Origin of the sequence: Flavobacterium sp. (assembly GCF_036782315.1) — a bacterium.
Lineage (GTDB): Bacteria > Bacteroidota > Bacteroidia > Flavobacteriales > Flavobacteriaceae > Flavobacterium.
In genome coordinates, this window is record NZ_DAIPZK010000005.1 from 80,737 (window position 1) to 101,388 (window position 20,652).

Below are 20,652 nucleotides of genomic sequence, written 5' to 3' on the forward strand. Positions count from 1 at the left end.
AAGAATGGAAACTCATATTTTAAAACGATTTCACTACTGCCTAATTTTATTATCTTGGGTTTCCATTTCTTTTTCTCAGGTGCTAGAGGATATGGTAACCATTGGATCAGGTAGTTACGTTCCTTTATATGGAACAACAGATAAAAAACCAGTTTATATCAAATCCTTTTTATTGGATGTATATCCAGTTACAAATCGAGAGTATTTAGAATTCTTGAAAAAAAATCCGAATTACAGAAAATCAAAAATCAAACGCCTTTTTGCCAATGCTACTTATTTATCAGAATGGACTGGCGATTTAAGTTTCGGACCATTAAATGCCAATGCGCCAGTTACAAACATTTCTTGGTTTGCAGCAAAAGAATACTGCGAATGTCAAGGTAAAAGATTAGCCACTTTAGACGAATGGGAATATGTAGCTATGGCCGATGAAAAAAGAAAAGACGCTCGTTCTAGAGAAGAATTCAACAAATACATCTTGAGTTGGTACGAAAAAAACAAAATCTACAACAATTCCGTAGGGAAAACATTCAAAAATTATTGGGGCGTTTACGATATGCACGGACTTGTTTGGGAATGGACTTTTGATTTCAATAGCATCTTTTTATCAGGAGAATCAAGAAAAGATAAAGATACCGATAAAGATTTGTTTTGCGGAAGTGGTTCAGTCAACGCCACCGATTTAATGAATTATGCGGCTTTTATGCGCTATGCTTTCAGAGGCAGCATAAAAGCAAACTATACTACAAAAAATTTGGGCTTCAGATGTGCCAAAGACATCGCTAATTGAGTTTTCAATTAAAAAAAATAGTCATGAAAAAGATAATTTTATTCGTAATTGCTTCCCTTTTATTAATCGGATGTAATGCAAAAGATGAAAAACAAGATATAAAGGATAAACCAATAACTGATTTATCAATTTACAACTTACCTGAAAAATGGTCCAATCAAGATGGAAAAGATATTGAACTGAAAGAACTGAGAGGAAAAGTTCTTGTTATGGTAATGATTTACACTTCATGCAAAGCGGCTTGTCCAAGATTAGTTGCTGACATGCGAAATATTGAAGAAAGAATTCCTGAAGAATACAAAGATAAAGTGCAATTGGTTTTAGTAAGTATTGATCCAACGGTTGATACGCCAAAACGATTAAAAGAATTCTCTATTGAAAATAAAATGACTGGAAATCAATGGGTTTTCTTGCGTTCTAACGAAGAAAACACAAGAGAATTTGCTGCGGTTTTAGCCGTAAATTATAAAAAAATATCTCCGATAGATTTTTCACATTCTAATATTATCAGTGTATTTAATGAAGAAGGAGAATTGGCATTCCAGCAAGAAGGCTTAGGAGTTAGTTACGATAAAACGGTTTCAAAAATTAAAGAAGAAGCGGCTAAAATAGAGTAGTGCTTCCCCAAAAAAATTCAATACAACATGAAACTTCAAAATAAAATGCTAGTTGCAGTTGCTTTTGCAATTTCAACCGTAGGTTCTTTTGCCCAAGAGTTAGAAGTCAACCTACAAATACGACCTCGATTTGAATACCGAAACGGTTTCAAAGAATTAATGAAAGATGATTTTTATCCCACTTCGTTTGTTTCCCAACGTTCGAGAATGAATTTCTTCTATAAACAAGAAAAATTTAAAGCCAATTTATCGTTTCAAAATGTAAGAGTTTGGGGTGATGTGGCAACCACTTCTCCTTCTGATAAAAATGGAGTAGCGTTATTCGAATCTTGGATTTCGTATGATTTTAATACCAATTGGACAGCTAAATTCGGTCGACAAGTGCTTTCATACGATAATCAAAGAATTATGGGTGGAATCGATTGGTTACAACAAGGTCAAAGTCACGACGCGGTTTTAGTTACAAATAAGAAAAATAACTACCAATTGGATTTCGGTGCAGCTTTAAATAACAATAACGAAGCCTTGTATGAATCCGCTTATATGACGAATTACAAAAACATGCAGTTTATTTGGTTCAATCAAAAATTTTCAAAAATGAGTTTGAGCTTTTTAGCATTGAATAATGGTTATCAATATGAAAATTTAACTGAAAATAAATTTCAAGTTGCCTATTTACAAACTCTCGGAATTTACGGAAAATGGGATGCTTCTAAATTTTATGGTGATTTCGGTTTGTACGCTCAAACAGGTGAAGCTGCAGTTACTAATGATAAAGTAGATGTTGGTGCGTATTATGCTGGATTTAGTTTAGGATATAAATTCTCTTCTCCATTTAAAGCCGAATTAAGTTTCGACTATTTATCAGGAAAAGATCAAAATGATACCGATACCAAAGTAAAATCATTCACACCATTATTTGGAACCAATCACGGATTCAATGGTTTGATGGATTATTTCTACGTTGGGAATCATAAAAACTCGGTTGGATTACAAGATTATTACACCAAATTCATTTACGACAAGAATAAATGGCAAGTAACGTTAGCTCCACATCTTTTTTATAGCGCTGCTTCGGTTTACAACATGACTACTTTAGAGGCAAAAGATAGTTATTTAGGTACAGAAATAGATTTAACAGCTACTTATAAAATGGATAAAAGCTTTGTAATTTCTGGTGGTGTATCAAAAATGTTTGCTAGCGATACAATGGAAATATTAAAAGGAGGAAATAACAACAATTGTAACAATTGGGCATGGGTAATGATTTCATTTAATCCGCAATTGTTTACTTACAAAAAATAGATTGATTAATTATAAATGGGTTATTTTAATTAAAAAAGGACTGCTAATGTATTTTAGCAGTCCTTTTACTTTAAAAAGAGTCGCTCTGTTTTGCAAAACGACTCCGTTTAAAGAACCTAATTAACTAATAAAACTTATCTTGTAAAACAATGGCACTTGGAAACAAAATATTATTTTCTAAATGAATGTGTGTATGTAGATCCGCTTCAAATTCTTGTAACATTTTAAAGGTTACTTTGTAAGTGTTACAAGCATCAGCCGGTGGGTTGTAGTTGTTTGATAATTCTACAATTTTTTCAAATCGTTCGCCTTCATTTTCATGTTCCTCCATCATCATTGCAATAGGATTGGCAACAGAACCAAATCCAGGATTGTTGATAGGTGTGTTATTTCGATTCGCTTCTACCATTTTTTTGATGAATGGAAACAGAATTAACTCTTCTTTTTTCATGTGTTGGGTTAATTCATCAGCACTTCTTTTGAATAGTTTTTTAATTTCGAATAGTTCCGGATGTTGAGCGCCGTGTACTTGTTCCAATTTAAGTAAAAACGATAGCAATTGCGGAATTTTCTCTTCCACATAACGATGGTGTTTTTCCTCAATATAATCAATTAATAAATCCAATTCCCAAGATTTAAAATCGATTCCTTGATTGTTGTTGTTTGCCGTAACACGTTTTAATTCATCTAAAAGCGCATATTTATCAATGCCTTTTTTTGCACATACTTCATCGATTGTTCGGTTCCCTTTACAACAAAAATCGATACCTAACTGACTGAAAACTCCTGCAGTTCTATAATCATCTGCTACTATTTTTCCCACTGTTTTGTTTGAATCTATTACCATAATAATGTTTTGTATAAATAAAAGACAAATTTATCCTTAATTTAATTTCTATAGTATGATTTGAATCATAAAGCATGTTTTTTTTTGGTAGTTATTTTGTATTTAATTAAAGGACAAAATTATCCTTTATAATTTCTAACTAATATCTAAAATATGTTATCAAAATCACAAGCACGAGCATTTTTTTTAGGTGGAACAGTAGTAACCTTTTTAGTCTTTATAGGCTTAACTATTTACTCGTTCATGCCTAAAAATGATCAAACTTATCATGATAAGATTGATGCAAAAGTTATTCGAGGAAAGGAACTTTGGGAATCGAATAATTGTATGGGTTGTCATACCATACTTGGAGAAGGAGGCTACTACGCTCCAGAACTTACCAAAGTAATCGAAAGAAGAGGAGAAGGCTACGTAAAAGCCGTTTTACAATCGCCAGTTCCTTGGGGACCAAAAGGCAGAAGAATGGTCAAATACGAAATGAACGATGCCGATGCCGAAGCCATGATTGCTTATTTCAAATGGATTGGAAACATTGATTTGAATGGTTTTGACCGAGTGGTTTCCCCGTTAGCTAAAGAAGAATAATCCAAAATTTAGTATCATGAAATATAAATCACAAAAAGTAGCGTATTGGTTCTTTGGATTATGCATGTTATTATTTGCATTACAAATTATCTATGGTTTTATTATGGGCTTTGCCCGAATTGGAATGGATGGTTTTCACGATTTTATTCCGTTCAATACAGCAAGAGCTGTTCACACGAATTTATTAGTAGTTTGGTTATTAACAGGTTTCATGGGAGCTGCGTATTATATCATTCCCGAAGAAGCACAAAGAGAATTAGTCAATGTGAAATTGGCTTATGTTCAATTAATTTCATTAGCAGTTGTCGGCGTTTTAGCTATCGTTGGCTACCACTTTAATATTTGGGAAGGACGAAAATTCCTTGAAATTCCTAGAGAACTTGACTTTTTAGTAGTGGTAAACGTATTATTATTCTTAGGATTAATCCTCACCACTTTATACAAAGCAGAACGTAGAACTACAACAGCATTAGTTTTAACAATGGGATTAGTTTTTGCCGCTTTATTATACTTACCTGGTATGATTTGGTTCGATAGCCAAGTTACCGATTCATTCTTCCGTTGGTGGGTAGTTCATTTATGGGTTGAAGGAGTTTGGGAACTAATCATGGGTGGTATTTTATCGTACTTATTAATCAAACTTACAGGTGTTGACCGAGAAGTTATCGAGAAATGGTTATACGTAATCGTTGGTTTGACATTCCTTTCAGGTTTATTAGGAACTGGTCACCATTACTACTACATCGGAGTAAATAAAATTTGGTTAATCGTAGGTGGAATTTTCTCAGCATTAGAACCATTAGCTTTCTTAGCAATGGCATTATTCGCAGTATATATGTATAGAAAAGGTGAAAAATCACATCCAAACAAAATTGCCTTATTCTGGACTATAGGAGCTTCTATTGTATCTTTCATCGGAGCTGGATTGTTAGGATTTGCTCACACTTTACCACAAACCAACATTTACACGCACGGAACTTTAGTAACAGCAATGCACGGTCACTATGCATTCTGGGGCGCTTACGCGATGATTGTTTTAGCAATTATTAGCTATGCTTTACCAAATATTACCGGAAGAAAATTATACGACAGTACAAGAGGTCACATGGCATTTTGGTTATCTAATATCGGAATGTTAGGAATGACAGTAGCTTTTGGTGTAGCAGGTGTAGCCCAAGTGTACATGGAACGTAAAATGAAAATGGATTTTATGGATGTTCAAAACGAAATCAGTATTCACTTTGTGGTATTGTTGCTGTGTGCCACATTATTTACAACCGGAATTACCTTGTACATCTTAGAGTTTATCAAATACGGTAAACCTACAGATGAGGCTCTAGTAAAAGAATAGTTATTAATTATTTAGGTTAGAATTATACAATTAATAACCAGCCGAGACCAATTGCCCAGAGTTGTCGCTGCCCGCTTTTGGTTTCGGTTTTTTCAAAAATAAATTGTCATGATAGTAGCAGAAAAAACCATATTTTATAAAGCAGTAGGTGCTGAAATTGAAATTTTTAATCAAATCAATCAATTACGATTGCCTTTATTATTAAAAGGTCCAACAGGTTCTGGAAAGTCGCGTTTTATTGAATATATAGCGAATGAAGTCAACAAAAAATTAGTCACCGTAAGTTGTCACGAAGAAACTTCAGCAACCGATTTAATTGGACGTTTCATTATCAAAGGAGCCGAAACCATTTGGATTGACGGACCTTTATCCATAGCCGTAAAAAACGGATATATTTTATATTTAGATGAGGTTGCAGAAGCACGTCCTGATGTCATTGTAGCTATTCACTCTTTAACCGATCATAGAAGAGAACTTTTCATTGATAAATTAGGGGAAACCATCAAAGCGCATCCTGATTTTCTTTTGGTAGCTTCATTCAATCCAGGATATCAAAAAGGATTTAAAGAATTGAAACCATCCACTCGTCAACGATTTGTAGCGCTTTCATTCGATTATCCCAATCCAAAAATTGAAGCCGAAATTTTAATTAGCGAAACCGGAATTCATGCCGATATCGCTCAAAAGCTAGTCGCTATAGGAAGAAAAATTAGAAATCTTACCGAATTAGGCCTAACCGAAACCGTTTCCACCCGATTATTAGTAGACGCCGCGAAACTTATCAATAATGGATTACCAAAACGATTAGCCGTTCATGTTGCCATTGTGGAACCTTTAACAGACGAGCAAGAAACCATCCAAGCTTTAAACGATTTGTGCGATTTAATGATTTAGATTTGAGATATGGGCTTAGAATTAGACGAAATTATCTATAAAAAAGTACTCAAGTACTTTAAAAATAGACGACTCAATGATGCCGAAATTCTGAGCCGTCAAATCAACTTGTCCGATATTAAACCGAGATTGACTCTTTTTGCAAGAGCTATTTGTGGTGCTCCAATCGAAATTTTTCCAGCCGAACGAGAAGGCGGTTATAAAAACAAAAACTTCTTTCTTCCAATAAATTGTTCGCTGTTCCCAACAAAAGAAGAAAACCTAAAATTCTATTTTTTCAGAACGGTGTATTTGAGTATTCAAAAACAACTGAATTTCAATTGGGATAACCAAGATAATACACACGAACTTTCTTTGGAAAAAGCCTTTGAAACAGCGCCATTAGTTATTGGTGAAATGTTTGAAAAATATCCATCCATGCAAGAGTTTTATTATGATGCGGTGCCAAAACTACCTGTTAATAAAAAAGACCAATCCATTGATTATTCTTGGTTGTACGGAAAATGGATGAAAAACACACCCGAAATTGAAGACCAAAATGTATTGCAAAATTTTGATGACAATACTAAGAAAATAAAAAATAATGTTGTAGCTGAAACCACACTTCATGCCAAAGCGGTAGAAGAAATTGAATCGCTTACTATCGACAAAAAACAACAAGAAGATTATGTGTTAATGCATAGTTTCGAGAAAATTGAAACCGCAGAAGAATTCAACGGAAATTGGCGCGATTTTGATGGAAAAGATGATTTAAAAGACCATCAAGAAGCCTTGGAAGAAATGGACATGAAGTTTACGGTTCGTGTTGATGACATGGTGCATTCTGTATATCAAGCGGATTTTGTCGAAAATACTTCAATAGCCGAAAGTGCTGAGGTAGATGAAAAAGGCTTTCATTTAAAATATGACGAGTGGGATTTCAAAAAAAGAAATTACTTAACGGATTTCTGTAAAGTGTATCCAAAAACCCAACTCAAAACGCACGTAACTTATTATAAAAACACGATGGCAAAGTACAAAACCACTTTAAATGGTTTACGAAAAATGCTTACTAGCGTAAATAATAAAATGCAACAACAACGAAGACAATTACAAGGTGACGCTTTCGATTTAGACGCGTTAACCGATTTATATACCGACATTCATTCAGGAAAATCGCCAGACGAACGCATTTATTTATCTCAAAGAAAGAAGAACAAGGATTTAGCCATTTTAGTTTTGTTAGATATTAGTCTTTCAAGCGATGGTTACGTCACAGGAAATCGTGTGATTGATGTAGAAAAAGAAGTTTCCATTTTATTTGGCGAAATTCTGAATGAGTTCGACATCGATTTTGCTATTGATGGATTTTACTCCAAAACCAGAAATTTCACTACTTATCTCACTTTGAAAGATTTCAACGAAAGTTGGAACAAAGCCAAACATAAAATCGGAGCTGTTGAGCCTAATGGTTACACCCGAATTGGTCCCGCTTTACGTCATGCTGGCGCAAGAATGGATCAATTGGATGCTAAAAACAAATGGATTATCGTGCTTTCCGATGGAAAACCAAACGATTACGATAAATACGAAGGACAACATGGTATTCAAGACATTAAACAAGCCTTGAGAGAACTAAACGAGCGAAAGATTAATTCGTATGCCTTAGCCATTGAAGCGCAAGCCAAATATTATTTACCGCAAATGTTCGGTCAAAATCATTATCAAATATTAACGTCTCCCGAAGCTTTACTAAAATCATTGGTAAAACTTTATGAGAAAATCAAACATCAATAAAATGGCAACATCAGAAACACATACAAACGTGATTGAAGGACATCCCATTCATACTTATTTCGTAGAAACCGATTTTATTCATCAATTATTGGAAGAATTGAATAGCATTAATCCAAAAGAGGAATTTCAGAAATTTTATAATGTATTCAATCATTTAGCAACCGTTGAACGGCGCTTTGAGCGAAAAGAAAATCAATTATTTCCGTTTTTAGAACAAAAAGGTTGGACGGGACCATCTCGCAATATGTGGTCGTTTCACGAAACGATTAGGGAAATGTTTCGAATTGTTAGAAAAAATTTAGACGATCAAGATTTTACTTCTGCCAAACACAATACGAATTTAATTTCTCAAAGTTTATATCGTTTACTAGATGTTGAAGAAAACGTGTTGTTTCCAAATGCTTTAGAAATGCTATCCGATGGAGATTGGATTAAAATGCGAAAAGGAGAAGACGAAATTGGTTGGATGTTATCAGAAGCACCACCAAAATTCCCAAAAGAATCTGAATACATTCATCCTTCTCAAGATACAGAACGCAGAAACGATGTTATTTTTAACGAAAATGCTGCGCATTATGATGAAGGTTACATGACGGTAGAACAAGTAAATCTACTTTTCAAAACGCTACCCATCGATTTAACTTATGTAGATGAAAACGATAAAGTAATTTTCTACAATCGAGGAGAAGAACGTGTATTTCCACGAAGCGCCGGAATTATTGGTAGAGAAGTTCGTTTTTGTCATCCGCCCAAAAGTGTGGATACGGTTTTGCAAATTTTAGAAGCATTTAGAAAAGGCGAACAAAACGAAGCTTCCTTTTGGATTAACTACAAAGAACGCCTGATTTACATTCGCTATTTCGCAGTTAGAGATGCTCAAAAAAGATACAAAGGCGTAATCGAAATGTCGCAAGATATTACCGATATCAAACAAATTAGTGGCGAAAAACGATTGTTAGAATGGAATAGTTAATTGAAAAGTTATGAAAATTATAGGTACGATTTTATTCAGCATTTTTATTATTTTTATTTTTTCTTGTGAAACTGTCGAGCACCATCATGTTTCAAAAACAGCAAATGAAGCTTTAAAAGAATTGATGGAAGGAAACCAGCGCTACGTTAATAATGTACCGATACATCATGATTTTATTGATGAAGCTCACCATTCCCAAAAAGACCAACATCCTCATACTTTTGTGTTGTCTTGTATCGATTCTCGTGTGCCGCCAGAAATTGTTTTTGACCAAGGAATTGGAAATCTATTTGTTGCGCGTGTTGCTGGAAATATCGAAGACGATAATATATTAGGAAGCATGGAATACGCTGTTCAAGTAAAAGGAACTAAATTATTGGTGGTTTTAGGACATTCCAATTGTGGTGCGGTCCAAGGCGCAATCGACAATGTGAATTTAGGGCATCTTACGCAGTTAACCAATCAAATAAAAGTAGCTTTTAGTCATCACAGAACATATCCATTACCCGAACATTTATCAAATGAAACAGGTAGGTTAAACGTGCTTTCCACAATAGACCACATTCTTTCATCCAGTAAGATTATTAGAGATTTGGTCACTCAAAAGAAAATAAAAATAATAGGAACATTTTACGATTTACACACAGGTAAAGTCGAATTATTACAACCATGAACCATACAAAATCAATATACTATCCGCCTGGAGGCATTTTAATTTGGATAATCATTTATTTAGAACTCATCACTTTCGGAATGGCGATTTTAGCCTTAGCCTATTACGGTTCTGAAGAGCGTGAATTATTTCACAACAGTAGTTTAAAACTAAATAAAACAATAGGAACTATAAACACTATTTTATTATTAACTAGCGGATTTTTTGTAGCCAAAGGAATTCATTTTTTTAAAGCTGCTAACATCAAAAAGATGTTGATTTATTTCAATTGGGCAATGGTTGGAGGTTTCGGATTTTTAGTTTTAAAATCATTCGAATATTACGAAAAATTAGAAGCCGGATTGCACATGGATTACAATTCGTTTTTTAGATTTTATTGGCTATTAACGGGTTTTCATTTTATACATGTTTTGGTGGGATTGGTAATTTTATTAGTAAATACATTTTCCATCAAGAAAAAACAAACCGAAGCATCCTTTGAAGACATCGAAGCAAGCGCTAGTTTTTGGCACATGTGCGATTTAATTTGGTTGCTTTTATTTCCGCTACTTTATTTATTTTTTTAAATGTTAGATTATGCGAGACACTATTTCTTCTACGTTTATTTTGTTGCTAGCACTTACCGTAATTGCTGCTTTTTTGGCATTAAATGTTAGTGCAGAAATTATGGCAACAACAGTTGTGACTTTAGCTTTAATCAAGTTTTGGTTGGTAGCCTTTCAATTTATGGAATTAAAAAAAGCGCATCCTTTTTGGAAATATCTGATATTAGGTTTTGGCGGTTTAATGGGGATCATTTTAGTTATTTTACTCTAACTTCTTCCAATTTTCAAAGCATGATAATAATCATATATTAATCTGAAGGATTGTATTTTATTTGTCACTATTTATTTTGTTAACAAATAAATCGAACACCAAAAATAACCAAGAAAACAATATGACATTACAAAAAAACCTACACACCTTTCATATTCCAGTTATGGGATTGGCCTTCACTATTGATAGCCCTATGCGAGTGGCACAATACGGAATCGATTCTGTAATTTCGATTATGGATGACGATTTGATTGAAAAAATGACCGCTTTTTACGCAGAAAAATTCAAACAACCTTATGAAGAAATCTCTCAAAAAGTAGAAGATTTTAGAGCTAAAAGAATCACCAATTATTTGAATTTATTGGATACAGTTGTCACTCAAAAGTTCGAGTCATTCAAATCTGAATTGCTTGAAAAAAGAGCGCAATTGGAAGATTTTATCGCCATTTTGCCTACAACTTCAGAATTGAAAATCAAATTAGAACATTTAATCGATTCAGGAAAAAACAATATGATGGAATTAAAAACAATTCTTGACCATCATTTTGCACCAGGAAGTATTGATGTGAACATCATGACGAAAATCGATAAAGATAATTTTATTGATAACGAACAATTGTCTGTAATCTATAACGATGCACATGCGGCTTTGCGAGGTTTTGTAAAAAGTACAACAAACTCATCGGTAGTTTTTTCAGCTGGAATGAATCCGAGATTGTATAGTTACATGGAAACTTTCGATGCATTTTACCCCAATGCAAATGGACAATTTCAAAAGAAAATCATTTTGAAAGTTAGCGATTATCGTTCTGCGATGATTCAAGGAAATTTTCTGGCTAAAAAAGGACTTTGGGTTTCTGAATATCGAATTGAATCAGGTTTAAATTGTGGCGGACATGCATTTGCAACCGACGGATTTTTATTAGGTCCAATTTTGGAAGAATTCAAAAACAAGAAAGACGAATTGATTCAATCGGCCTATTCGCTATTTACAAATGCTTTAGCGTCAAAAAATAAAGAAGTTCCAAATGAACCACCTGTTTTAAAAATCACAGTTCAAGGTGGCGTTGGAACAGCAGAAGAACATAAGTTTTTATTAGACCATTATCAAGTAGATGCTGTAGGTTGGGGCTCACCATTTCTTTTAGTTCCAGAAGCTACTTCAGTTGATGCAGAAACTAGAAAATTATTAGCCGATGCTAAAGAAAAAGATTTGTACTTAAGTAATATTTCACCTCTTGGAGTTTCGTTCAACACAATTAAAGGAATGACGAATGATTTCTTTAAAAGCCAACGTATCGCTTCGGGAAAAGCAGGAAGTTCTTGTCCAAAGAAATATTTAGCGTTAAGCAAAGAATACAAAAAAGAAGGTACTTGTACTGCATCTAAAAAACATCAAGACAAGAAATTGGAAGAGTTAGAAGCAAAACGTGATAACATTTCATTCGAAGCTTACACTAAAGAGTACAATTCAATCACAGAAAAATCGTGTTTGTGTGTCGGATTAGCAAATGCAAGTCATATCGAATTAGGAATTCCAATCAAAGGTCAAGCACAAGGTGTTGTGGTTTGTCCTGGTCCAAACATGGCTTATTTTTCAAGAGAATTTTCATTAAAAGAGATGATTCAACACATTTACGGCAAGAAAGAAATCGAAAATCATACCGATAGACCTAATATGTTTGTGAAGGAATTAGGTTTGTATGTTTCGTATTTGTCAACCCAAATAAATGAAGCTTTCGAAATAACTCCCCAACAAATAAAAAAATGGGAAACATTTAAAAAGAATCTTTTAAATGGAATCGACTATTACAAATCGATTTTTCAAGAAAAGAACTCAAAAATTCAAAATGATATTTTACAATTGGAATTCCAATTAAATAAGTTAGAATTCAATACAATTCCAGTTTAAGATATAATTACTTAATAATGAGGGTTATTTAATTTTTATAAATAGGTTTTTGCAAAAGGTTGTTTTCACTTTTTTTTTTGAAACAGCCTTTTTTTGTTCAAAAATTGTTAATAATAAAGATAAAAATATCCTTTTTTATGATTGTAATCATACTTTTAAAGCGCTCAATTTCAGAAATTTGTAGTAATAATTTTAATATTAAAATATCATGAACAAATCAATTTTACTTGTTTTATCTCTTGCTTTAGCAATAGCATGTGGTAAAAAAGAAGCATCTGCTGAGGATAATTATCAACCTGGTGGAGGTGAAGCAACAACAGAAGCTGCTGATCCAGCGTCGTATGATCCAAAACGTGGTGAAGGAAAATATGACACAGTTGAGTTAGGAGCTACATTAGACCAAGCAATGGCTACCAAAGGAGAAGAAGTTGCCGGTGTTAAATGTACGTCGTGTCATAAAATGACAGATGAAAAATTAGTGGGTCCAGGATGGAAAGGCGTAACTGAAAGAAGAACACCTCAATGGATTATGAACTTTATTACCAATCCAGATCCAATGATTGACAAAGATCCTGAAGTGCAAGCACAATTAGAAATCTGTTTAGTTCGTATGCCAAATCAAGGTATTTCAGACAATGAAGCTAGAGGAATTCTTGAGTATATGCGTAAAAATGACGGTGTGAAATAAACGTAAAAGGGTATTGTGTTAAGTGAAAGTAATACGATACCTTAATTTAACTACATATATCATGAAAAATAAATTTGTACAGGCAATTTTAGTAATTGCCCTAGGAAGTGCTTTGGTAACTTCTTGTAAACCAAAAAGCTCAGGTGATGCTGTTAGTGGCGATGCTGCTGAGAAAGCATATGTTGCACCAGGAAAATACGATGAGTTTTACAATTTCGTATCAGGTGGTTTTAGTGGACAATTAAGTGTTTACGGATTACCAAGCGGACGTTTATTCCGAGTTATTCCAGTATTTTCGGTTGACCCAGAAAAAGGTTGGGGATACAGCGAAGAAACAAAACCAATGTTAAACACTTCTCACGGATTTGTGCCTTGGGATGATTTACACCACACCGAGTTATCTCAAACTAACGGTGAAGTTGATGGACGTTGGGTTTTTGGGAATGCTAACAATACTCCACGTATTGCTAGAATTGACTTAAAAACATTCAAAACGGCTGAAATTATTGAACTTCCAAACAGTGGAGGTAATCACTCTTCTCCATTCATTACTGAAAATACAGAATATGTGGTAGCGGGTACTCGTTTTAGTGTTCCTGCTGATTATTCTAATGGAGACGTTCCAATCAATACTTATAAAGAAAATTACAAAGGACATATCAGTTTTGTAAGTGTAGATAAAAAATCAGGAGAAATGGATTTGGCTTTCCAAATTGTAACTCCTGGTGTAAACTTTGACCTTTCGCATGCTGGTAAAGGAAAATCTCACGGGTGGTTCTTCTTCTCTTGCTACAACACAGAACAAGCCAACACCTTGTTAGAAGTAAATGCTTCTCAAAAAGATAAAGATTTTATTATGGCAGTGAACTGGAAAAAAGCAGAAGAATACATCAAAGCAGGAAAGGGTAAAAAACAAAAAGTGAAATATGCTCACAACACTTGGGATGAGCATACGCACTCTGCAAAATCTGTTATGAAAGACGAAGTATTGGTTTTAGATGCTTCTGAATTAAAAGACATCTGTTACATGATTCCTTGTCCAAAATCGCCTCACGGATGTGACGTTGATCCAACGGGAGAATTCATCGTAGGTTCTGGTAAATTAGCCGCTTTGATCCCTGTATTTAGTTTTGATAAATTACAAGCTGCAATCAAAGGGAAAAAATTTGAAGGTGACTATGGCGGAATTCCAGTTGTGAAATATGAAGCAGCTTTACATGGTGAAGTTCAAAAACCAGGTTTAGGTCCATTACATACAGAATTTGATGGAAAAGGTAATGCTTATACGACTTTCTTTGTTTCTTCTGAAGTAGTAAAATGGGATATCAAAACGTTAAAAGTATTAGACCGTGTTCCAACGTATTATTCTGTAGGTCACTTATGTATTCCTGGTGGCGATAGTAAAAAACCATTTGGTAAATACTTAATTGCTTACAACAAAATTACAAAAGACCGTTATTTACCAACAGGTCCTGAGTTAGCGCAATCAGCACAAATATTTGATATTAGCGGTGATAAAATGAAGCTAATTTTAGATTTTCCTACCATTGGAGAACCACATTATGCTCAAGCAGCTCCAGCAGATTTAATTCGAAACAATGGTCAGTACAAATTCTATAAATTAGATGAAAATAAACATCCTTATGTAGCCAAAGGTGAAAAAGAAGCCAAAGTGGTAAGAGAAGGAAATAAAGTTCATGTATATATGACGTCTATTCGTTCTCACTTTGCTCCAGACAATATTGAAGGAATCAAATTAGGAGATGAGGTTTATTTCCACGTAACCAACTTAGAGCAAGATTGGGATGTACCACACGGATTTGCTATCAAAGGTGCTAACAATGGTGAGTTATTAATTATGCCTGGTGAAACCACCACACTGAAATGGGTTCCAGATAGAGTAGGAACATTCCCATTCTACTGTACCGACTTCTGTAGTGCGTTACACCAAGAAATGCAAGGATACATTAGAGTATCTCCAAAAGGTTCAAATGTCCCACTACAATATAGTTTAGGAACAAACGTACCATCAACAAAATAAATTTTTAACAAAAGGGGCAAAGTAACTTTTGTCCCTTTTTTAAACTCAATTTTATGGAAACTGCAAAAGTTACTTTAGTTTCAAAAATCCTTTTATTTCTTATTTCGGCATTGTTTATAGGTTCTTTATTTGTGCCTATGTGGCAAATCGATTTAGATGCGCCACAATATCCTGAAGGTTTGGTACTAAAATTATACGCTAATAAAATTGGTGGTGATGTAGAAATCATAAATGGCTTAAATCATTACATTGGAATGGCAACTTTGCATACTGAGAATTTTATCGAATTTAAAATTTTACCTTACATCATTGGTGTTTTTTCACTGGTTTCTTTAGCCTTGATTTTTATCAATAACAGAAAATTCGTATTAGCATTTTTCGGAACCTTTATACTTTTCGTTATCTTAGCAGGAGTAGATTTTTATCGCTGGAATTATGAATACGGACACAATTTAGATCCGAATGCAGCTATTAAAGTACCAGGAATGGCCTATCAACCACCGTTAATTGGATACAAACAACTATTGAATTTTGGAGCTTATTCGATTCCAGATATTGGTGGATGGATGTTAATTGGTGCAGGTGTAATGCTATTTTACATTGTATTTAAAGAATTCAACTTATTCAAAAGAAAACAAACTATTTAGTTATGAAAAAGATTGTACTTTTATTTTCGTTTATTTTTATGATTTCGTGTGTTTCAAGCGAACCAAAACCTATCAAATTAAATGTAGATACTTGTGAATTTTGCAAGATGACCATTTCAAACGGAAAATTTGGAGCCGAATTGTTGACTAAAAAAGGACGCTACTACAAGTTTGATGATTTGTCTTGTATGTTATTATACGCAAAAGAAAATACGAACGTTCAAGTACAATCTTTCTTTGTAAACGATTACGTAAAAGACAATACTTTAATTCCTGCCGAGCAGAGTTTTTACTTGCGCGGAGGTTCTATAAATTCTCCTATGCGAGGTAATTTTGCAGCATTTGCATCCGATAAAGACCAAGACAATTTTCAAAAACAACTTAATGCCAAAATGTTAACTTGGGAACAAGTTTTCACAATGTATTAATGAAAAAAATTAGTTTCATATTATTCCTATTGTTTTTTTCAATTGGGTATGCGGCTACTATTAACGTAGGCGCTAACTTTCCAGTGAAGAAAATCAAGCAAGCCCTTGTATTAGCAAAAGATGGCGATACGATTTTTGTACATTCGGGTATTTATAAAGAGGGAACGATTTTAATCAATAAAAAGATTTATTTTATTGGAAAGAACTTCCCTGTTTTAGATGGTCAACATAAAAAAGAAGTATTGTCTATCAATGCCAATGATGTGGTGGTAAAAGGATTTAAAGTCATTAATTCGGGTCATGCTGCGTTGAATGATCCTTGTGGAATTCGTGTTTATGATAAAAATAATGTCACAATTCAAGGCAATTTTCTCGATAATAATTTCTTTGGGATTTACCTTCAAAACAGTACAAATTGTATCGTTAAGAATAACGTAATTAAAGCTTATGGCAAAGCCGAACAGTTAATTGGAAATGGAATTCACTGTTGGAAAAGCAATAATCTGCAAATCATTGGAAATAAAATCACAGGTCACAGAGACGGCATTTATTTTGAATTTGTAACCCAATCGGTTATTTGGAGAAACATTGCGAACAATAACGTTCGTTATGGACTGCATTTTATGTTTTCTAATGATGATGCTTACATAACCAATGTTTTCAAGAATAATGGAGCAGGAGTAGCCGTAATGTTTACTAAAAATGTAAAAATGTTTAATAATTATTTCGAGGAAAATTGGGGCGATTCGGCTTACGGATTGTTACTGAAAGAAATCGCAGATAGTTATATTTTCAATAATCGTTTTGCAAGAAATACTTCTGGAATTTACATGGAAGGAACTTCACGAATCAAAGTAGAAAAAAATGTGTTTGAATCGAATGGTTGGGGCATGAAAATCCAAGCGAGTTGTATGGAAAACGAAATCGTAAATAATAATTTCTTAAAAAATACTTTCGATATCAGCACCAATGGAAGTTTGGTTTTAAATACATTCAATGCCAATTATTGGGATAAATACGATGGTTACGATTTAGACAAAAACGGAATGGGAGATGTTCCGTATCATCCGCTGAGTTTGTTTGCCGTGCTAACCGAAAATACGCCTTCCGCTATGTTGCTGTATAGGAGTTTTATGATTACGCTGTTAGATAAATCTGAAAAAGTATTGCCCAGTATAACACCTGATAATTTTGTAGATAATAAGCCTTTAATGAAGTCACTGCCGCTATGATTGAGATAAAAGAATTGCAGAAAAAGTTTGGAAAATTTGAAGTTTTAAAGAATATTAATCTTTCTTGTAAAAAAGGAGAATGTATCGCTTTAATTGGTCCAAATGGTTGTGGAAAAACCACTTTGATAAAATCTGTTTTAGGAATGGTATTGCCAGATTCGGGTACGATTCATTTTAATGGAAATTCCGTTTTAGGTGAATATTTGTATCGTAAAAAAATTGGATATATGCCACAAATTGGACGCTATCCAGATAATATGACAATTGGTCAAATTATCGAAATGATAAAAAAAATTCGAAATTCATCAGATGATTTGGATGAAGATTTGTTGCACGCTTTCGAATTAGAGAAAATGTTCGACAAGCAAATGCGCACTTTATCTGGCGGAACTACGCAAAAAGTAAGTGCTGTTTTAGCCTTTCTTTTTAATCCAGATGTATTGATTTTAGACGAACCTACAGCAGGTTTAGATCCAATAGCGGCTGAGGTTTTGAAAGAAAAAATCATCAAAGAGAAAGAAAAAGGAAAATTGATTTTGATTACGTCGCATTTACTAAGTGAATTAGACGATTTAATTACCGAAATCATTTTTATGCAAGAAGGAAAAGTGCATTTTCATCAAAAAGTAGAAGAATTAAAAACCACTACTGGCGAAGAAAAAATCTCAAAAGCGATTGCTAAAATTTTAAAGAACAAACAAAATGAACCGAATAATTAAAATTATATTATCCGACATTATCCGAAACAAAATTATTTTGGCTTATACGCTGATTTTGTCTATTTTATCATGGAGTTCTTTTGCATTAGAAGACAATTCAGCAAAAGGTTTACTAACCATTTTGAATGTGATTTTATTCACAGTTCCGTTGGTTTCCATTTTATTTGCTACGATTTATTTGTACAATAGTGCTGAATTTATTGAACTTTTGCTAAGTCAACCCATAAAAAGAAGAAAGATTTGGCTGAGTTTGTTTTTCGGATTATCAACAGCGATGGTTTTGGCTTTTTTTATAGGTGCTGGAATTCCGTTATTAATTAATTCGCCTGATAGTGTTGGTTTTATGATGTTGCTTAATGGTTGTTTGATTTCAGTCATCTTTGTTGCATTGGCTTTTTTGAGTTCGATTTTAACCCGAGATAAAGCAAAAGGAATTGGTTTAGCCATAATGATTTGGTTGTATTTCGCTCTATTATTCGACGGAATGGTTTTGTTTTTACTCTTCCAATTAGCCGAATATCCAATCGAAAACATGATGGTAGGCATCACCGCATTTAGTCCGATTGATTTAGCGCGAATTCAAATTCTTTTACATTTAGACGTTTCCGCTATGATGGGATATACAGGAGCTATTTTTAAAGATTTCTTCGGAACTTCAGTTGGATTAGTAGTTTCATTTGTTTTGTTGAGTTTATGGGCGATTATTCCGTTTTTCATTTCGATGCGAAAATTCAACAAGAAAGACTTGTAAAACAGTTAGAAAGTTGCGAGGTAAGAGTTGCGAGTTTTTACCATTTTGTAAAGTCAATATCTAGAAACCTTAAACCCGAAACCTGTAACTCGAAATTTTATTAAAATGAAAACAGATATTAGAAATAGAAAAGATATTGAACTTTTAGTCGATACTTTTTATGATAAAATCAAAACCGATGCAGTTATTGGTTTTCTGTTTACCGAAATTGCCCAGGTGAATTGGGAAACTCATTTGCCTAGAATGTACGATTTTTGGGAAAACATCCTTTTCTATACCGGAAATTACAACGGAAGTCCGATGCAAGTTCACAAAGATTTACATAGTAAATGTCCTATGAATCCCGAACATTTTCAACATTGGGTAATCGTATTCACCACAACAGTTGATGAATTATTCGAAGGCGAAAAAGCTACCGAAATCAAAGAAAGAGCGCTCAATATTGCCAATGTTATCATGTATAAAACGTTAGCGTAATGTATCATCATTTTTTATTAATCATACATTTATTAGCGGCAACCGTTTGGATTGGTGGTCATATTATTTTAACGATTCGTTATTTACCTGAAGCCATAAAAACTAAAGATTTAGAGAAACTTATAACATTTAAAGATAAGTTTGAACCAATTGGATTGCCTTCTTTAATTACACTAGTAATCACAGGAATTTTGATGGCGTACGATTATGATGTTACTTTTACCAAATGGTTTTCCTTCTCTAACGGAATTGAAAAAGTAATTTCCATCAAACTTATTTTGTTTATTACTTCGTTAACATTAGCCATTTCAGCCCAACTTTTTATTTTTCCAAACCTTACTCCAAAAAGATATCATTATGTTACGATTCTCATAATAATAGTAACACTTATCGCTTTTTCGATGTTGGTTTTAGGTTCCTTAATTCGATTAGGAGGCATATAAAGGTAAAAAGCGTAAACTGTTGAAGTCTACGCTTTTTACCTTTATAAAAGATGAATTAATAATTGTTTCTTATTTTGGAAGTAAAACGTCGCCAATTACGTGGATAATTCCGTTTGATGTTTCAATGGAAGCAACAATTTCTGAACCGTTTACGAATGTTTTTCCGTCTTTTTTAGTGATTTTTACTTTTCCACCAAATACCATATCAAACTCTTGTCCGTCTTGCATGTATTCTGCTTTCAATGAACCAACATACGTATGATATCCTAAAATGTTTTCTAAATCGCCTTTTTTCTCAGGTTTTAATAAGCCTTCTACGGTTCCAGCAGGTAACTTATCAAAAGCAGCATTGGTTGGTGCAAATACAGTAAAAGGTCCGGCATTACTTAAAGATGTCACTAATCCTGCAGCTTTTACTGCCGTAACTAATGTGGTGTGATCTTTGCTTCCAATTGCAGTTTGCACAATGTTTGGATTTGATGTTGCATCTACTACATTTTCTTGTCCTCCAGTTGGTACTTCTGTAGATTCTGATGTTGGTTCTGATGCCGTTTCTTCGCCTTGTTTACATCCAAAGATGATCAGTAAACTGGCTAACAATAAAGTTTTAATGGAATTTTTCATAATTTGAATAATTTATAAACACAAAGTACTTGATTATCTGCTCATTATTTTATGCGTAGAATC

Annotated in this window: 23 protein-coding genes; 21 read left to right on the forward strand and 2 right to left on the reverse strand. The window is 33.6% G+C overall.

Going from position 1 to position 20,652, the window contains the following annotated elements:
* Positions 1-4: 4 nt before the first annotated feature.
* Genes V7P59_RS06165 through V7P59_RS06175 form a run of 3 tightly spaced genes read left to right on the forward strand, consistent with a single transcriptional unit; the run spans position 5 to position 2,712 of the window.
* Positions 5-790, forward strand: a complete 786-nt coding sequence (locus V7P59_RS06165) for a formylglycine-generating enzyme family protein (protein ID WP_333809278.1) — start codon at positions 5-7, stop codon at positions 788-790.
* A gap of 23 nt (positions 791-813) precedes the next feature.
* Entirely contained in the window at positions 814-1,407 is a 594-nt protein-coding gene (locus tag V7P59_RS06170) for an SCO family protein (RefSeq protein WP_333809279.1), read from the forward strand.
* Between the two features lie 27 nt (positions 1,408-1,434).
* Positions 1,435-2,712 carry an alginate export family protein gene (locus V7P59_RS06175; RefSeq protein WP_333809280.1) on the forward strand — a complete coding sequence of 426 codons (1,278 nt, stop codon included), beginning with the start codon at positions 1,435-1,437 and terminating at the stop codon, positions 2,710-2,712.
* Between the two features lie 124 nt (positions 2,713-2,836).
* Here V7P59_RS06175 and ric read toward each other — a convergent pair whose 3' ends face one another.
* The gene (gene ric, locus V7P59_RS06180; RefSeq protein WP_333809281.1) at positions 2,837-3,559 is read right to left on the reverse strand and encodes an iron-sulfur cluster repair di-iron protein; all 723 of its coding nucleotides are present in this window, start codon (positions 3,557-3,559) and stop codon (positions 2,837-2,839) included.
* Positions 3,560-3,712: 153 nt separating this feature from the next.
* Between ric and V7P59_RS06185 the strand changes: the two genes are divergently transcribed.
* From V7P59_RS06185 to V7P59_RS06270, 18 genes are all read left to right on the forward strand, one after another.
* Complete coding sequence (locus V7P59_RS06185; RefSeq protein WP_333809282.1) at positions 3,713-4,144, forward strand: c-type cytochrome; 432 nt, start codon at positions 3,713-3,715, stop codon at positions 4,142-4,144.
* A gap of 16 nt (positions 4,145-4,160) precedes the next feature.
* On the forward strand, positions 4,161-5,495 hold the full coding sequence (locus tag V7P59_RS06190; protein WP_333809283.1) for a cbb3-type cytochrome c oxidase subunit I: 1,335 nt from the start codon (positions 4,161-4,163) through the stop codon (positions 5,493-5,495).
* A gap of 108 nt (positions 5,496-5,603) precedes the next feature.
* Positions 5,604-6,389 (forward strand): CbbQ/NirQ/NorQ/GpvN family protein, encoded by a 786-nt coding sequence (locus tag V7P59_RS06195; RefSeq protein ID WP_333809284.1) that lies wholly within the window; start codon positions 5,604-5,606, stop codon positions 6,387-6,389.
* A 9-nt stretch (positions 6,390-6,398) separates the two neighbouring features.
* Complete coding sequence (locus V7P59_RS06200) at positions 6,399-8,165, forward strand: nitric oxide reductase activation protein NorD (RefSeq protein ID WP_333809285.1); 1,767 nt, start codon at positions 6,399-6,401, stop codon at positions 8,163-8,165.
* Between the two features lies 1 nt (position 8,166).
* The gene (locus V7P59_RS06205; protein WP_333809286.1) at positions 8,167-9,138 is read left to right on the forward strand and encodes a DUF438 domain-containing protein; all 972 of its coding nucleotides are present in this window, start codon (positions 8,167-8,169) and stop codon (positions 9,136-9,138) included.
* A gap of 10 nt (positions 9,139-9,148) precedes the next feature.
* Positions 9,149-9,811: a carbonic anhydrase gene (locus V7P59_RS06210; RefSeq protein WP_333809287.1), complete on the forward strand. Its 663-nt coding sequence runs from the start codon at positions 9,149-9,151 to the stop codon at positions 9,809-9,811.
* On the forward strand, positions 9,808-10,377 hold the full coding sequence (locus V7P59_RS06215) for a cytochrome c oxidase subunit 3 (protein WP_333809288.1): 570 nt from the start codon (positions 9,808-9,810) through the stop codon (positions 10,375-10,377). The genes V7P59_RS06210 and V7P59_RS06215 overlap by 4 nt, the downstream gene beginning before the upstream one ends.
* A gap of 10 nt (positions 10,378-10,387) precedes the next feature.
* Positions 10,388-10,627, forward strand: coding sequence for a cytochrome C oxidase subunit IV family protein (locus V7P59_RS06220; RefSeq protein ID WP_333809289.1), 240 nt, complete (start codon positions 10,388-10,390; stop codon positions 10,625-10,627).
* A 121-nt stretch (positions 10,628-10,748) separates the two neighbouring features.
* The gene (locus V7P59_RS06225; RefSeq protein WP_333809290.1) at positions 10,749-12,539 is read left to right on the forward strand and encodes a hypothetical protein; all 1,791 of its coding nucleotides are present in this window, start codon (positions 10,749-10,751) and stop codon (positions 12,537-12,539) included.
* A 208-nt stretch (positions 12,540-12,747) separates the two neighbouring features.
* Complete coding sequence (locus tag V7P59_RS06230) at positions 12,748-13,227, forward strand: c-type cytochrome (RefSeq protein ID WP_333809291.1); 480 nt, start codon at positions 12,748-12,750, stop codon at positions 13,225-13,227.
* 61 nt (positions 13,228-13,288) lie between these two features.
* Positions 13,289-15,268: a Sec-dependent nitrous-oxide reductase gene (gene nosZ / locus V7P59_RS06235; protein ID WP_333809292.1), complete on the forward strand. Its 1,980-nt coding sequence runs from the start codon at positions 13,289-13,291 to the stop codon at positions 15,266-15,268.
* A gap of 53 nt (positions 15,269-15,321) precedes the next feature.
* Positions 15,322-15,915 carry a hypothetical protein gene (locus V7P59_RS06240; protein WP_333809293.1) on the forward strand — a complete coding sequence of 198 codons (594 nt, stop codon included), beginning with the start codon at positions 15,322-15,324 and terminating at the stop codon, positions 15,913-15,915.
* 2 nt (positions 15,916-15,917) lie between these two features.
* Positions 15,918-16,343 (forward strand): nitrous oxide reductase accessory protein NosL, encoded by a 426-nt coding sequence (locus V7P59_RS06245; protein ID WP_333809294.1) that lies wholly within the window; start codon positions 15,918-15,920, stop codon positions 16,341-16,343.
* A complete protein-coding gene (locus tag V7P59_RS06250; protein WP_333809295.1) occupies positions 16,343-17,575 on the forward strand; it encodes a nitrous oxide reductase family maturation protein NosD in 1,233 nt (410 codons plus the stop codon). The genes V7P59_RS06245 and V7P59_RS06250 overlap by 1 nt, the downstream gene beginning before the upstream one ends.
* On the forward strand, positions 17,572-18,294 hold the full coding sequence (locus tag V7P59_RS06255) for an ABC transporter ATP-binding protein (protein ID WP_333809297.1): 723 nt from the start codon (positions 17,572-17,574) through the stop codon (positions 18,292-18,294). Before V7P59_RS06250 ends, V7P59_RS06255 begins: the two co-directional genes overlap by 4 nt.
* Complete coding sequence (locus tag V7P59_RS06260; RefSeq protein WP_333809298.1) at positions 18,278-19,045, forward strand: ABC transporter permease subunit; 768 nt, start codon at positions 18,278-18,280, stop codon at positions 19,043-19,045. The genes V7P59_RS06255 and V7P59_RS06260 overlap by 17 nt, the downstream gene beginning before the upstream one ends.
* 105 nt (positions 19,046-19,150) lie before the next feature.
* Complete coding sequence (locus V7P59_RS06265) at positions 19,151-19,522, forward strand: group III truncated hemoglobin (protein WP_333809299.1); 372 nt, start codon at positions 19,151-19,153, stop codon at positions 19,520-19,522.
* Positions 19,522-19,965, forward strand: coding sequence for a copper resistance protein CopD (locus tag V7P59_RS06270; protein WP_333809300.1), 444 nt, complete (start codon positions 19,522-19,524; stop codon positions 19,963-19,965). The genes V7P59_RS06265 and V7P59_RS06270 overlap by 1 nt, the downstream gene beginning before the upstream one ends.
* A gap of 69 nt (positions 19,966-20,034) precedes the next feature.
* Here the strand turns inward: V7P59_RS06270 and V7P59_RS06275 are convergent, their stop codons facing one another.
* Positions 20,035-20,589: a fasciclin domain-containing protein gene (locus tag V7P59_RS06275; RefSeq protein WP_333809301.1), complete on the reverse strand. Its 555-nt coding sequence runs from the start codon at positions 20,587-20,589 to the stop codon at positions 20,035-20,037.
* Between the last annotated feature and the right edge of the window lie 63 nt (positions 20,590-20,652).